Below are 11953 nucleotides of genomic sequence, written 5' to 3'. Positions count from 1 at the left end.
CTACCCCGCAGACAGAGGAGTCACCCGTGAAGAACTTCCGCAGGACGCTGGGGGTTTCCTTCGGCGCGGCCGTCCTGGCGCTCGCGGCGCTGGGCACCCCGGCGGCGGCCGACCCGCCGGCCGGCGAGTACCGCACGCTGGCAGGCGTTGGCTCGGACACCACCCAGGACGTCCTGAACGGCCTGGGCTCGGTCATCACCAACGGCGACGGCAGCAAGCGGATCGCGTCCTACAACGCGACCGGCGGCGGCAGCATCAAGACCCGGGCCACCGGCTGCGACTTCCCCCGGCCGAACGGCTCGGGGGCCGGCCGCACCGCGCTGCGCGCGTCCAACGGCGAGGCCGGCGGCGTCTACCAGGGCGTCAACGTGGCGGGCTGCGTCGACTTCGCCCGCTCGTCGAGCTACGGCGGCTCGACGCCTTCGGAGACCGGCAACTACAGCTACGTCACCTTCGGCGTCGACGCGGTCACCTACGCGATCAACGCCGGCAGCGACCTGCCGGACAGCCTCACCTACGTGCAGCTCCAGCGGATCTACCGCTGCCTGACCACGAACGTGGGCGGTACCCCGGTGACGCCGCTGCTGATCCAGTCCGGCTCGGGTACCCGGCAGTTCTGGCTCCAGAAGATGGGCGTGACCGAGGCCGACATCGCCGCCGGTGACTACCCGTGCCTCCAGAGCCTGGGCAACACCGTGCAGGAGCACGACGGCACGGTGCTCAACGGCCACAACGACTACCTGCTGCCGTTCTCGGTCGGCCAGTACGTCGCTCAGGGCAACACGGCCGCCATCCAGTCCCAGACGGGTGTCGTCGTGCCGAACCGGCGGGGCGAGGCCGTGCTGGGCAAGGTCAACGGCATCAGCCCGGTCGTGGGCGGCGTGCTGAACATCAGCTTCCGCCCGGAGCTGGTCCGTGACGTCTACAACGTCATCCCGACCTCGAAGATCACCGACCCGGCGATCGCGGAGACCTTCGTCGGCCCGAACTCGAAGGTCTGCCAGGCCAGGCCGGCCATCGAGCTGTTCGGCTTCGGCTTCCGGCAGAACTTCGCCGACCTGCTGCACCAGGGCTGCGGTGACACGCGGCTCAAGGCCAACAGCTAGCCAGCCCTGCCGGTTCCCCCGCCGCGACCCGTCGCTGCGGGGGAACCACCCACTGAAAGGATCTTCGTTGCGCGCCCGGATCGCTCCAGCCACAGCAGTACTGCTCATCCTCGCCGCCCCGGCACCGGCGCACGCCGCCCCGCCGCTGGGCGGCATCACGCTGTCGGCGGCCGGCGGCTCCGTGACGGACAACCCGATGCTCGCCTCGGCCACGACGACGGCTGCCTGCCCGGCCGGGTACGGCACCAACGCCTCGATCAAGGTGGGCAGGCCGGGTGGCCCGTACAGCAACCTGAACAAGGTGGGCTCGGCCGGCGGCTACGACCTGGCGCCCTTCACGCTCACCGCCAACCGGTCCTTCACCACGGCCAACGGCGGGACACCACCGGCCGGCGGCGACTACCAGATCGTGATCGGCTGCGTGAGCGAGACGGCCGGTGACTATCCGGGATGGTTCACAGTGGACATCGCGGTCACCGGTACCAGCTGGCAGGTCCGCCAGGGCGGCCCGCAGCCGACCCCGAGCGCGAGCCCCGGCGGGCCGAGCAACCAGCAGACGTTACGCGCTGACGTCGCGCCAGGTACCAGGACGCCGGCCCCCGCCACCACCACCCCGCCGAAGAGCGGCACCATGCCGACGACCGGCAGGAGCCTCACGTGGCTGATCGCGGCCGGCCTGATCCTGGCCGGGGCTGGCGCCGCCGCGCGGTGGGCCGTACGCCGCCGGAGGGCAGCCTGATGAGCGCCCGGCCGGCGATCCGGGTGGCAGGCGGGGCGCTCAGCCTGCTCGGCGTCCTCAGCCTCGGCTTCGCCGGGCACATCGCGCTCCTCTCCCAGGCCAAGCAGGAACAGGCCCAGCAGGCCGCCTACGCCGACTTCCGCAAGGAACTCGCCAACGCCACCGCCCCGACCGGCCAGACCGGGGCGGACGGCAGGCTGCACGAGCCGGGCACGCCGGTGGCGATCCTGAAGATCCCGGCGCTGAAGGTGCGGGACGTGGTGTTCGAGGGCACCCTGTCCGGGGTGCTGGAAAAAGGCCCTGGTCATCGCAGGGACACCGTCCTGCCTGGACAGAGCGGAACCAGCGTCATCCTGGGCAGGCGCATCAGTTACGGCGCGCCCTTCCGCGACCTCGACCTGCTGAACAGCGGCGACGAGATCACTGTGATCACCGGCCAGGGCGAGCACACCTACCGCGTGCTCGGCGTCCGCCGCACCGGGGACCTCGAACCGCCGGCCCTGGCGGCCGGGGCCGGCCGGCTGATCCTGGTCACCGCGGACGGGCAGCCGTTCTTTCCCAACCAGCTCATCCAGGTCGACGCGGATCTGACCTCCCAGCCGGCCGGGGCCGCCGCGCGCCCGCTCAAGGTGCTCCCCGCCGGCGAGGAACCGCTGGGGACCGACCAGAGTGCCTGGATGCCGCTGCTGCTGTGGGGGCAGGCCTTCACCGGTGCGGCGTTCGGCCTGGCCTGGGCGAGGCTGCGCTGGGGCCGTCTCCAGGCGTGGGTGGTCGGCGTGCCGGTACTCACCGCGCTCGGCCTGACCATCGCCGACCAGGTCGCCCGCCTCCTGCCGAACCTGCTCTAGCAGCGTCTACAAGGGACAGATCAATGACCACCACCATGCAGTACGAGGCGCCCGCCGGTCTCGCCACGCTCGACGCGCGCGGGATCTCCGCCTGGTTCGGCGCCCACCAGGTCCTCGACGACGTTTCCCTGACCATGCCAGCGGGGCAGGTCACCGCACTGATCGGCCCCTCGGGCTGCGGCAAGTCCACCTTCCTGCGCATCCTCAACCGGATGCACGAGCTGATCCCGGAGGCGGCCCTGGCCGGTGAGGTACTGCTCGGAGCCGAGGACATCTACGCGCCGGCCAAGCGGATCACCGACGCCCGCCGCGAGATCGGCATGGTGTTCCAGAAGCCGAACCCGTTCCCGGCGATGTCCATCTACGACAACGTCGTGGCCGGCCTCAAGCTGATCGGCCGGCGCGCCTCCCGCTCCGAGAAGGACGTACTCGTCGAGGAGTGCCTCACCAAGGCCGGCCTGTGGAAGGAGGTGCACAACCGGCTCCGCCAGCCGGGCGGCGCGCTGTCCGGCGGGCAGCAGCAGCGGCTGTGCATCGCGCGTTCCCTGGCCGTGCGCCCCCGGGTACTGCTGATGGACGAGCCCTGCTCTGCGCTGGACCCGACATCCACCCGGAGGATCGAGGAGACCATCGCGGAACTGGCCGCCGAGGTGACCATCGTCATCGTCACGCACAACATGCAGCAGGCCAACCGGGTCTCCGACCAGTGCGCGTTCTTCCTCGCCGAGCAGGGCCAGCCGGGCGTGATCGTCGAGCACGGCCCGACATCGACGATTTTCACCACTCCGCGTGATCAGCGCACGGAAGCCTACGTCAACGGCCGGTTTGGCTAGCCGCTTCACGCGGAGTTTCCCCCGCCGCTGTCCGGCGTAGAGGTTGGCCTGCACGCTCAGCCACCACGGCTCGGAAATGTGACTGCCAGACACGGGCCCGTCCGGCCCGGTCGTACGGAGGAGATGATTGATGAAGGGTCTCAAGTCCCTGATCGGCCGTGGGGCGGCGCTGCTGTCCGTCGCCGTGGTCGCCGGTGGCGTCTCGCTGCTGGCCGCCGCTCCGGCGCACGCGGCTCCGCTCGGCACGCTGACGCTGTCCCAGACCAGCGGCACCGTGTCCGACAACCCCATGTTCGCGGGGGCTACCACGTCGGCCGCCTGCCCGGCCGGCTTCGGCACCAACGCCTCGATCAAGGTGGGGCGCGCGGGCACGTACAACAACCTGAACAAGGTCGGCTCCGCCGGCGGCTACGACACGGCGCCGTTCACCCTCGCGGCGAACCGCTCCTTCACCACGGCCAACGGCGGTGCCGCCCCGGCCGCCGGTGACTACCAGGTCGTGGTCCTGTGCACCAGCGAGACCCAGGGCGACCACCCTGACCTGTTCGTCCTGGACATCACGGTGTCCGGCGCGAACTGGGCGGTCAAGCAGGCCCCGCAGCCGAAGGACACCACCTCCGTGCTGGGCCTCGCCCCGGCCGGCCCGGTGGAGCAGGGCACGGCCGTGACGTTCACCGCCACGGTCACCCCGTCCGACGCCGCGGGCAACGTCGAGTTCCGCCGTGGTTCCACCGTGCTGGGCACCGCCCCGGTCGCCGGTGGCACCGCTACCTTCACCACCTCGGACCTCCAGGTCGGCACGCACTCGCTGACCGCGGCGTTCCTGGGCAGCGCCGGCTTCAAGCCGTCCGCCTCGGCCGCGCAGTCCTTCGAGGTGAAGCAGAAGGCCGGCTCGATCGTCAAGGAGCAGGTCATCACCGCCGACGTCATCCCGGGCGCGTTCTCGCTCGAGCTGGCCGGCAACGCCGTCACCCTCAACGGTGGCGTCGTGGGCGGCACCGCGACCGGTGCTCTCCAGTCCGCCAAGGTCGTCGACCTGCGCGGCACCAACTCGGGCTGGAACCTGGTCGGCCAGGTCGGCGACTTCACCAACGCTGGCGGCGGCACCATCGGCGCCAGCAACCTCGGCTGGACCCCGGCCGCCAGCAAGGTCAGCGGTTCCGGTGCCGTCGTCGCCGGCGACGCCGCCGCGAGTGGCCTCGGTTCCGCCAAGACCCTCTGCAAGGCAGTGGCCCCGGCCAGCGCCGGCACCTTCACGTGCGACGCCGGCCTGAGCCTGAACATCCCGGACACCACCGCTCCGGGCAGCTACAGCGCGACCCTCACCCTGACCCTGTCCTAACCGGACCGGTTCGGCGTGAAACCACTGGCGGGGGAGCCCATCCGGGTTCCCCCGCCTCCGGCGACTCTTCCAAGGTGCGTGTGAGATGAAGGTTCTGCGACTGCTCGCGGCGGGTGCCCTCGCCGCGCTCATGCTTTCCGGTGTACCCGCGAGCGCGGCACCGGGTGACGAGCTGCGCTGGGCCGTCCAGCCGTCCTCGGCGAAAGGCCCCGACGGCCGCGCGGCGTTCGACCTGAAAGGCGCGCCGGGCCAGCAGTTCGCCGACTACGTTGGCGTCTCCAACCTGGACGACAAGGACATCACTGTCACCTTGTACGCCACGGACGCGTTCACCGCGGCCGATGGTGCCTTCGCGCTGCTCACGGCGGCCGAGCGGCCCAGGGACCTCGGGTCCTGGGTCGACCTCCAGCCCCGGCAGTACGTGATCCCGGCAGGCAAGCGGATCGACGTGCCCTTCCGGCTCACCGTGCCGGCCAACGCGACACCCGGCGACCACGCGGCCGGCATCATCGCCTCCGTCGCCGGCGTGCAGACCGCACCCGACGGCAAGCAGGTCAACGTCGACAAGCGCGTGGCCGCCCGCGTCTACCTCCGCGTCGACGGCCCGGTACGCCCGGCGGCCACCATCACCTCCGTGCAGGCCGGCTTCGCCGGTGGCGGGTTCGCCAGCGGAGACCTGACCGTCACGTACCTGGTCCGCAACACCGGCAACGTCCGCGTCGCGGGCACAGCGAAGATCCGGGTTCGCGGCCCGCTGGGCGTCGGCCTGGGCGGCTCGGAGGACATCACGGTGCCCGAGCTGCTGCCAGGCGCCGAGCTGACGATGACCAGGAAGGTCACCGGGGTGTTCGCGGCCGGCTGGGTCGACGCGCTCGTCACGTTCAACCCGCACAGTCTGGAGGGCCAGCTGCCGGGGGCTTCGCGCTCCGGCTCGGCCTGGGCCCCGCCGTGGCTGGTCCTCGGGGCCCTGGCCGCCGTCGCCGGCGTGGTCCTGCTGATCCGCTGGGTACGCCGCCGCCGCCGTTTCCTCGAACACGTCGCCGCCCAGCCGGCGTAACGCTGTCAGCAGCTCAGGTTGCTCCCGGTGGGTACGCCGAGGAGCTGGGTGAACCGGGTGTAGTTGTTGATCCGGCTCTGTACCTGGCCCGGGTTGCCGCCGTTGCACTCGATCGAGCCGTTGATGCTGCGGATCGTCTCGCCGAAGCCCCGGCTGTTCACCATCGCGTTGTGCGGGGTCATGGTGCCGGGGCCGTTCTGGGTCATCCAGTACCAGATGCCGGTCTTCCAGGCGACGGCCGGATCACGCTCCACTTTGTACGGATCACGCAGCAGGTCGATGCCCAGCGCGTCCCCGGCGGCCTTGTAGTTGAAGTTCCAGCTCAGCTGGATCGGGCCACGGCCGTAGTACGCGGCCTGGCCTGCGGGGCAGCCGTAGGGCTGGCTGGCGTCGCAGTAGTGCGGGTAGTTGGACGTGTTCTGCTCGACGATGTGGTACAGGCCGCCGGTCTCGTGGGACACGTTCGCGAGGAAGGCGGCGGCCTCCTGCTTGCGGATCGTGTCGGAGCCGGTCCCGGCGAAGGCCGGGTACGCGGACAGGGCGGCGACGAGCCCGTCGTAGGTGTAGAAGCTGTTCCGGTTCGGGAACATCTGGTTGAACTGGGCCTCGGTCACGACGAAGGAGCCCGGTGTCGCGGTCGCGGTCGGCGTGCCCGTCCCCGTGCACGTGTACGGATCCCAGAACCACGTGCTGACCGTCGGGTCGTAGCCCGGGTTGTCGTGCTCGGCGATGTAGAACTTCCCGTCGGTGTACCGGACGATGTCCCCGGTCACGTAGGCGTGGCCCTGCACCCAGTTCGGATGGTTGCAACTACTGGCCGGGGTGGGCGTCCCGCCTCCGCCGCACGCGCCCTGGTCGGCCCACACGTCGGCGGTACCGGGCCGCTCGCCCTGCGTCCACCACTTCGCCTTCCAGTTCCGGCTGTTGTACGAGGCCGTCGATCCGCCGACGTACACGGAAGCCGAGCTCCACGCCGTGACGCAGGCCGGAGCGGCTGTGCTCGCCGATGCGGTCGAGAGGCTGGGCGCTATGGCGAACAGCAGGGCCGTGGCCAGCCCGGCAAGGAGAGCGATGAGGGGTTTGCGGGCCATTGCGGGCACTCCTTCGTCAGGGGGTGCCCCTCACCGTAACTGTGAATGTTCTTAAGAGATAGCGAAGTGGCACTCCACCGGAAGGCTCACTCCGCCGCGCACCCCTGGAGCTGGCTCGCGACCTCGGCGGGCACGTTGTACTTCGCGGTGCACTCCAGTTCCGAACCGGCACCCTGCAACCGCCACGCCCCCTGGGTGTAGACGAACAGGAGCCCGTTCGGCTGGAGCGTGCCGCCGTACGAGGACGTCCACACCATCGCGAACCGCTCGACGCACTGCGGCTCCATCAGCTCGATCGGCTGGTGCATCTCTGCGGCGACCGGGTGACCCTTCGCCGCGGCCAGCAGCGTCTCCTTGGTCACCGGGCAGGCGTTCACCGGTGACGGGCTCCAGGCCTTCGTCTGGGGGAGGACCGCGACGGGCTGAGGGTCCTCAGAGGCCGCCGAACCGCTCGGTGTGCCCTGCGCAGCTGGCTTCTCCGTGGCACAGCCGGCGAGCGCGAGCAGCGTGCAGGCGCCGATGGTGACGGCGAGGATCCGGGTTCCGCGCATGAAAGAACTCCCTGACGGCTAGCTCGCGTAACTGGCCAGTTCGGCCTCGATGTTGCGGCGGGCGGCCTCTGCCCAGCGTTCCCGGCCGAGCGGCGTGTGGAACAGGGCCGGCAGGCCGAGGAGCTGCTGGAGGATCGCCGCGCGGCCCGGCCGGAACAGCTCGTCCGGCACGAAGGCGTACTCCTCCCGGACCGCAGCCACATAAGCCAGGTACGCGCCCGGGCCGCCACCGAGCACCGCGAGGTCGGCATCGCACAGCACCCCGCCGTTCGCGTCGCCGGGCGCGGGATCATGCGCGGCGGTCAGCCGGACCAGCCGGGCGACCTCGTCCGTGAGCCGGATGCCGGCCCCGAGCCGGGGGAGCACCGTCTCGGCCAGGCGTGCGCTGTCCTCCTCGTTGCCGGGCTGGCCCGGCACGTACACGGCATCGTGGAACCAGGCCCCGAGCCGTACGGCGTCGGCGTTCTGCGCGTGCGCCGCCAGAGTGTCCACATGCGACAGAACGGCGCGCAGATGCTCGACCGTGTGGTATTTCCGGTGTGGCTCACCCCATCGGGCCAGCAACTCCGCCCCAGCCGCCGAACCCGGGTCGTCGGCCCCGCACCGGACCACCGTCTCCCGCCACTGCGCCAGCAGCCCATCCGTCATGCCGGCCACCCTATCGCCCGCACGGCCAAAGAGCCGGCCGGTCTGACCGTGAAGCGCCGGCACCCACCGCACGGGTAACGGCGCCCGGGCACCCCAGCTACTCAGGGTCGTGGTGGATCCGGCTGGATGGGACGCCCCGGGCGGCCAGTTCGGTCAGCAAGGCGCGCGTCATCGGCGGCGGCCCGCACAGGTAGATCCACAGTGATGTCCTGCCCGCCCTCGTAGTGGAACGGGGCCGACGGCCGTGCCGGCCGTCACAGGAACAAACCCTGCCGGTACCGGGCGGAGGTGGATGGACTCTCGGTAACGATCCGGCATCGGGGCGGCCCTCCGTCCACAGTCCCCGGACTTCGCGACCCCACCTGCCGATACGAGGTCCTCCCGCCCGGCGGGACGCGCCGGCGCCGACTGTCAATTAGTTCACTGTACGTAGTGGACGTTGTGTGGCACGATCCACGCCAGAACGTGGGGGAGGGATCAACACACCAATGGATGAGCTGATGACTGCTGCCTTCTTGACCTGCCGGGCGTACCGGGACGGCGAGTTCGCCGACGCCGCCCTGCACGCCGACCGGCTGGTGCTGGGTAGCGAGACTTTCGAGGTCGCGAGCATGACCGGCGCGACGAGGATGGAAGGCGGCCTGCTCGCCACCGTGACCATCACGGTGGACGGCCGGGACGTGGCCTTCGACGTGTGGAACGACGAGGCCGGGAAACTCTGCGAAGCCCTTTCAAGCCTGATCGGCGTGGCTGCGGCTTAGGAGTGGCGAACCAGCGAGCCCCGGTACCGGTTCCCGGTGCCGGGGCTCGCCGCGTTCGGAGTTGTTCGGGATACCTGACGGGCCGGCCGTGCGCTGTGATCCTGGGAGGGACCGGGCTGGGCGGGCGTTGCCCGGGCTGAGCAGCCCCGCCTGATGCGGCCCCGGTCGCGACTGTGGCCCGGTGCCGCTATCGGATCCCTTCCTGGTAGCAGCATCGGGCCCCGGCGTTCTCGCGCCGTCACACGCTCAGAGCAGGACGTTGCCGATGAACGGGTCCGCGGTGCCGGTGTAGAAGGCGCGGTTGACGGTCACCCAGTCGCCGACGGTGATCCGCCCGGCCCCGGCGGTGTCCAGGCGGTCGAAGAGTTCGAGGGACGGGGTGTCGGCGAAGCCGATCGCGCCGAGGAGCTTCGCGAAGTCGGCCCGCTCGATGTACCCGTCGTCGTCCGGATCGGCGGCAGCCCCGACCGCTTCCGCCGAGGGCAGCATGTGCTCCTCGTACCACTCGGGGCTGTGCACACAGGTCACGTACACCTCCCGCGTGACCAGCCCGTGTTCCGCCAGCCCGCCCCAGTACATCGCGCCGCCGTGGGCCATCGCCTTGCCCTTGGGCGAGTCGGGCTCGATGCCGAACGCCTCGGAGATCCGCTGGCCGAGGGCCTCGAAGTCCGTACCGTCCAGATAGCCCTTGCTGCCCCGGTCGAGCATCGCGAAGCGGAGCGCGACGCGTTCACCAGATCTTTCCCCCGTCATGGGCAAATCATATTAAATCGGATGGCAACGATCCGGCAGAATGGGCCGCGTGGACCTCAACGCCGACCTGGGTGAGGGCTTCGGCCGCTGGGAGCTGACGGCCGACGAAGCCCTGCTCGGCATCGTGACCAGCGCGAACGTGGCCTGCGGGTTCCACGCCGGCGATCCGTCGATCATGCGGAGGGTGTGCGAGCTGGCCGTGGCGCGCGGGGTGCGGATCGGTGCCCAGGTGTCCTACCGCGACCTGGCCGGCTTCGGCCGCCGTGCGATGGACGTGCCGCCGGGCGAGCTGGCCGACGAGATCACGTACCAGATCGGCGCCCTGGAGGTTTTCGCCCGCGCGGCCGGCGGCAGGGTGTCCTACGTGAAGCCGCACGGCGCCCTCTACAACCGGGTCGTGACGGACCAGGTCCAGGCCGCCGCCGTGCTGGACGGCATCCGCCGGGCCGGGGACTATCCGGTGCTGTGCCTGCCCGAGTCGGCGCTGCTCAGCCTGGCCGGCGGCCACGGCGTCCCGGAAGCCTTCGCCGACCGGACCTACACCGCGCAGGGTCACCTCGTCCCGCGTGGCCAGCCCGGCGCGGTGCTGACCGATCCGCAGGCCATCGCGGCCCAGGCGCTCAGCATCGCCAGCGAAGGCCGCGTCACGGCCGTGACAGGGGAGACCGTCCCGGTGGTTGCCCGCTCACTGTGCCTGCACGGCGACACTCCCGGCGCGGTGGGCCACGCGCGGCAGGTGCGTGAGCTGCTCACCTCTCATCTGGTACCTGTGGAGCCCTTCGCGTGATCGTGCACCCGGTGGGCCGGCGCGCCCTGCTGGTCGAGGTGCCCGGCACGGCGGAGGCGCAGGCCCTCTACGCCGAGCTGCTGCGCCGCCGGGTGCCGTGCACGGATCTGGTGCCCGCCGCCCGCACCGTCCTCATCGACGGCCTCGCCGACCCGGCCCGCTGGGCCGCCGAGATTCCACACTGGATGATCCCGCCGGTACCGGAGCGCGACGGGCAGCTGATCGAGATCCCGGTCGTCTACGACGGCGAGGACCTGGCCGAGGTGTCGGAGCGCTGGGGCGGCCCGGCGGACGGGATCCACGCCAGCTTCGAGTACCGGGTCGCGTTCTGCGGTTTCGCGCCCGGCTTCGGGTACCTGACCGGGCTGCCGGCCCAGTACCACGTGCCGAGGCTGAGCAGCCCCCGGCCGGGTGTCCCGGCCGGGTCGGTGGCCGTGGCCGGGGAGTACACCGGGATCTATCCGAGGTCCTCGCCCGGCGGCTGGCGGCTCCTCGGCCATACGAGCGTGCAGTTGTGGGATGCCGGGCGGGAGCCGCCGGCGCTGCTCGTGCCCGGTACGAGGGTCAGGTTCGTGCCCGCATGATCGAAGCGCTCGAAGTGCTCCGGCCCGGCGCGCTGACCACCGTGCAGGATCTCGGCCGGCCGGGCCTGGCCCACCTCGGCGTACCCCGCTCCGGGGCCGCGGACCGCCCAGCGCACACCCTCGCCAACCGGCTCGCCGGCAACCCGCCGGACGCCGCCACCCTGGAGACCACGCTCACCGGGGTACGCGTCAGGGCGCTGGCTGACGTGGTCGTCGCGGTAACCGGGGCATATGCACAGATCACGGTCGACGGTGTGCCCGCGCCGTGGGGTGAGCCGATCGGGCTGGGAGCCGGGGCGACGCTCACCATCGGTACAGCGAAAAGGGGTGTGCGGAGCTATCTGGCCGTGGCCGGCGGCATCGCCGTGCCACCCACCCTCGGCAGCCGCTCCTACGACGTGCTGTCCGGGCTCGGCCCGCAGCCGCTGCGCGCCGGAGACGTGCTGCCGGCCGGTGAGCCCGCCGGGCCGCCAGCCTGGGCGGCGGCGATCCCGCAGGAGTACGGCGATCTCGTCCTGCCCCTCGAACCGGGCCCGCGAACTGACTGGTGCGCGACACCAGTCGGGTTTTATACAGTCTCGGCGGCCAGTAACCGGATCGCGCTGAGACTGGACGGGCCGCCCGTGGCCAGGCTCGTCCCCGGTGAGCTGCCCAGTGAGGGATTGGTGCCAGGAGCAGTGCAGATTCCCCCGGACGGCCAGCCGGTCATCTTCCTGGCCGACCACCCGGTGACCGGCGGATATCCGGTGGTCGGCGTGGTCGGCGCCACCTTCCTGGCAGCCTGCGCCCAGGCCAGACCAGGGACAAAGGCCAGCTTCACCCGGTAAGGTCGGCGGCTGGTGTGGAGAGAGGA

The 11953-nt window shown here is 71.2% G+C and carries 14 protein-coding genes; 10 read left to right on the top strand and 4 right to left on the bottom strand.

Annotation, left to right across the window (positions count from 1 at the left end; all coding sequences use genetic code 11):
* Positions 1-26: 26 nt before the first annotated feature.
* From A3G1_RS33700 to A3G1_RS33690, 6 genes are all read left to right on the top strand, one after another.
* Entirely contained in the window at positions 27-1106 is a 1080-nt protein-coding gene (locus tag A3G1_RS33700; RefSeq protein WP_018348824.1) for a type 2 periplasmic-binding domain-containing protein, read from the top strand.
* A 67-nt stretch (positions 1107-1173) separates the two neighbouring features.
* On the top strand, positions 1174-1845 hold the full coding sequence (locus A3G1_RS0107325) for an LPXTG cell wall anchor domain-containing protein (RefSeq protein WP_018348823.1): 672 nt from the start codon (positions 1174-1176) through the stop codon (positions 1843-1845).
* Positions 1845-2693, top strand: a complete 849-nt coding sequence (locus tag A3G1_RS0107320) for a sortase (protein ID WP_083936814.1) — start codon at positions 1845-1847, stop codon at positions 2691-2693. Before A3G1_RS0107325 ends, A3G1_RS0107320 begins: the two co-directional genes overlap by 1 nt.
* 23 nt (positions 2694-2716) lie before the next feature.
* Positions 2717-3526 carry a phosphate ABC transporter ATP-binding protein gene (locus A3G1_RS0107315; protein ID WP_018348821.1) on the top strand — a complete coding sequence of 270 codons (810 nt, stop codon included), beginning with the start codon at positions 2717-2719 and terminating at the stop codon, positions 3524-3526.
* Positions 3527-3656: 130 nt separating this feature from the next.
* Positions 3657-4868 (top strand): Ig-like domain repeat protein, encoded by a 1212-nt coding sequence (locus A3G1_RS38275; RefSeq protein WP_018348820.1) that lies wholly within the window; start codon positions 3657-3659, stop codon positions 4866-4868.
* 85 nt (positions 4869-4953) lie between these two features.
* Positions 4954-5925, top strand: a complete 972-nt coding sequence (locus A3G1_RS33690) for a WxL protein peptidoglycan domain-containing protein (RefSeq protein WP_018348819.1) — start codon at positions 4954-4956, stop codon at positions 5923-5925.
* A 5-nt stretch (positions 5926-5930) separates the two neighbouring features.
* Here A3G1_RS33690 and A3G1_RS0107300 read toward each other — a convergent pair whose 3' ends face one another.
* The 3 genes from A3G1_RS0107300 to A3G1_RS0107290 all read right to left on the bottom strand — a co-directional run bounded on the left by A3G1_RS0107300 (position 5931) and on the right by A3G1_RS0107290 (position 8215).
* Positions 5931-7016 (bottom strand): glycoside hydrolase family 19 protein, encoded by a 1086-nt coding sequence (locus A3G1_RS0107300; RefSeq protein ID WP_018348818.1) that lies wholly within the window; start codon positions 7014-7016, stop codon positions 5931-5933.
* 86 nt (positions 7017-7102) lie between these two features.
* Positions 7103-7567 carry a hypothetical protein gene (locus tag A3G1_RS0107295; protein WP_018348817.1) on the bottom strand — a complete coding sequence of 155 codons (465 nt, stop codon included), beginning with the start codon at positions 7565-7567 and terminating at the stop codon, positions 7103-7105.
* A gap of 18 nt (positions 7568-7585) precedes the next feature.
* Complete coding sequence (locus tag A3G1_RS0107290) at positions 7586-8215, bottom strand: HD domain-containing protein (protein WP_018348816.1); 630 nt, start codon at positions 8213-8215, stop codon at positions 7586-7588.
* 500 nt (positions 8216-8715) lie between these two features.
* On the opposite strand from A3G1_RS0107290, the gene A3G1_RS0107285 reads away from it, so the two are divergent.
* Positions 8716-8976: a hypothetical protein gene (locus tag A3G1_RS0107285; protein WP_157640964.1), complete on the top strand. Its 261-nt coding sequence runs from the start codon at positions 8716-8718 to the stop codon at positions 8974-8976.
* A 246-nt stretch (positions 8977-9222) separates the two neighbouring features.
* Here the strand turns inward: A3G1_RS0107285 and A3G1_RS0107280 are convergent, their stop codons facing one another.
* Entirely contained in the window at positions 9223-9729 is a 507-nt protein-coding gene (locus A3G1_RS0107280; protein ID WP_026211882.1) for an EF-hand domain-containing protein, read from the bottom strand.
* Between the two features lie 49 nt (positions 9730-9778).
* On the opposite strand from A3G1_RS0107280, the gene A3G1_RS0107275 reads away from it, so the two are divergent.
* The 3 genes from A3G1_RS0107275 to A3G1_RS0107265 are packed head-to-tail and all read left to right on the top strand — an operon-like array spanning position 9779 to position 11927.
* Positions 9779-10516, top strand: coding sequence for a LamB/YcsF family protein (locus tag A3G1_RS0107275; RefSeq protein WP_211216235.1), 738 nt, complete (start codon positions 9779-9781; stop codon positions 10514-10516).
* Positions 10513-11100, top strand: coding sequence for a 5-oxoprolinase subunit B family protein (locus tag A3G1_RS0107270; RefSeq protein WP_018348812.1), 588 nt, complete (start codon positions 10513-10515; stop codon positions 11098-11100). The genes A3G1_RS0107275 and A3G1_RS0107270 overlap by 4 nt, the downstream gene beginning before the upstream one ends.
* Positions 11097-11927, top strand: coding sequence for a 5-oxoprolinase subunit C family protein (locus tag A3G1_RS0107265; protein WP_018348811.1), 831 nt, complete (start codon positions 11097-11099; stop codon positions 11925-11927). Before A3G1_RS0107270 ends, A3G1_RS0107265 begins: the two co-directional genes overlap by 4 nt.
* Positions 11928-11953: the final 26 nt, after the last annotated feature.

Origin of the sequence: Longispora albida DSM 44784, assembly GCF_000379825.1 — a bacterium.
Classification (GTDB): domain Bacteria; phylum Actinomycetota; class Actinomycetes; order Mycobacteriales; family Micromonosporaceae; genus Longispora; species Longispora albida.
Note: the sequence above shows the minus strand (reverse complement) of the source record. Positions and strands in the feature narration are given on the sequence as shown.

What these genes read in the sequence shown, in the direction of transcription:
- A3G1_RS0107300 (WP_018348818.1), bottom strand. Translation starts at nt 7,016, where the DNA reads ATGGCCCGCAAACCCCTCATCGCTCTCCTTGCCGGGCTGGCCACGGCC.
- A3G1_RS0107285 (WP_157640964.1), top strand. Translation starts at nt 8,716, where the DNA reads ATGACTGCTGCCTTCTTGACCTGCCGGGCGTACCGGGACGGCGAGTTC.
- A3G1_RS0107290 (WP_018348816.1), bottom strand. Translation starts at nt 8,215, where the DNA reads ATGACGGATGGGCTGCTGGCGCAGTGGCGGGAGACGGTGGTCCGGTGC.
- A3G1_RS0107320 (WP_083936814.1), top strand. Translation starts at nt 1,845, where the DNA reads ATGAGCGCCCGGCCGGCGATCCGGGTGGCAGGCGGGGCGCTCAGCCTG.
- A3G1_RS0107280 (WP_026211882.1), bottom strand. Translation starts at nt 9,729, where the DNA reads ATGACGGGGGAAAGATCTGGTGAACGCGTCGCGCTCCGCTTCGCGATG.
- A3G1_RS0107315 (WP_018348821.1), top strand. Translation starts at nt 2,717, where the DNA reads ATGACCACCACCATGCAGTACGAGGCGCCCGCCGGTCTCGCCACGCTC.
- A3G1_RS0107265 (WP_018348811.1), top strand. Translation starts at nt 11,097, where the DNA reads ATGATCGAAGCGCTCGAAGTGCTCCGGCCCGGCGCGCTGACCACCGTG.
- A3G1_RS0107295 (WP_018348817.1), bottom strand. Translation starts at nt 7,567, where the DNA reads ATGCGCGGAACCCGGATCCTCGCCGTCACCATCGGCGCCTGCACGCTG.
- A3G1_RS33690 (WP_018348819.1), top strand. Translation starts at nt 4,954, where the DNA reads ATGAAGGTTCTGCGACTGCTCGCGGCGGGTGCCCTCGCCGCGCTCATG.
- A3G1_RS38275 (WP_018348820.1), top strand. Translation starts at nt 3,657, where the DNA reads ATGAAGGGTCTCAAGTCCCTGATCGGCCGTGGGGCGGCGCTGCTGTCC.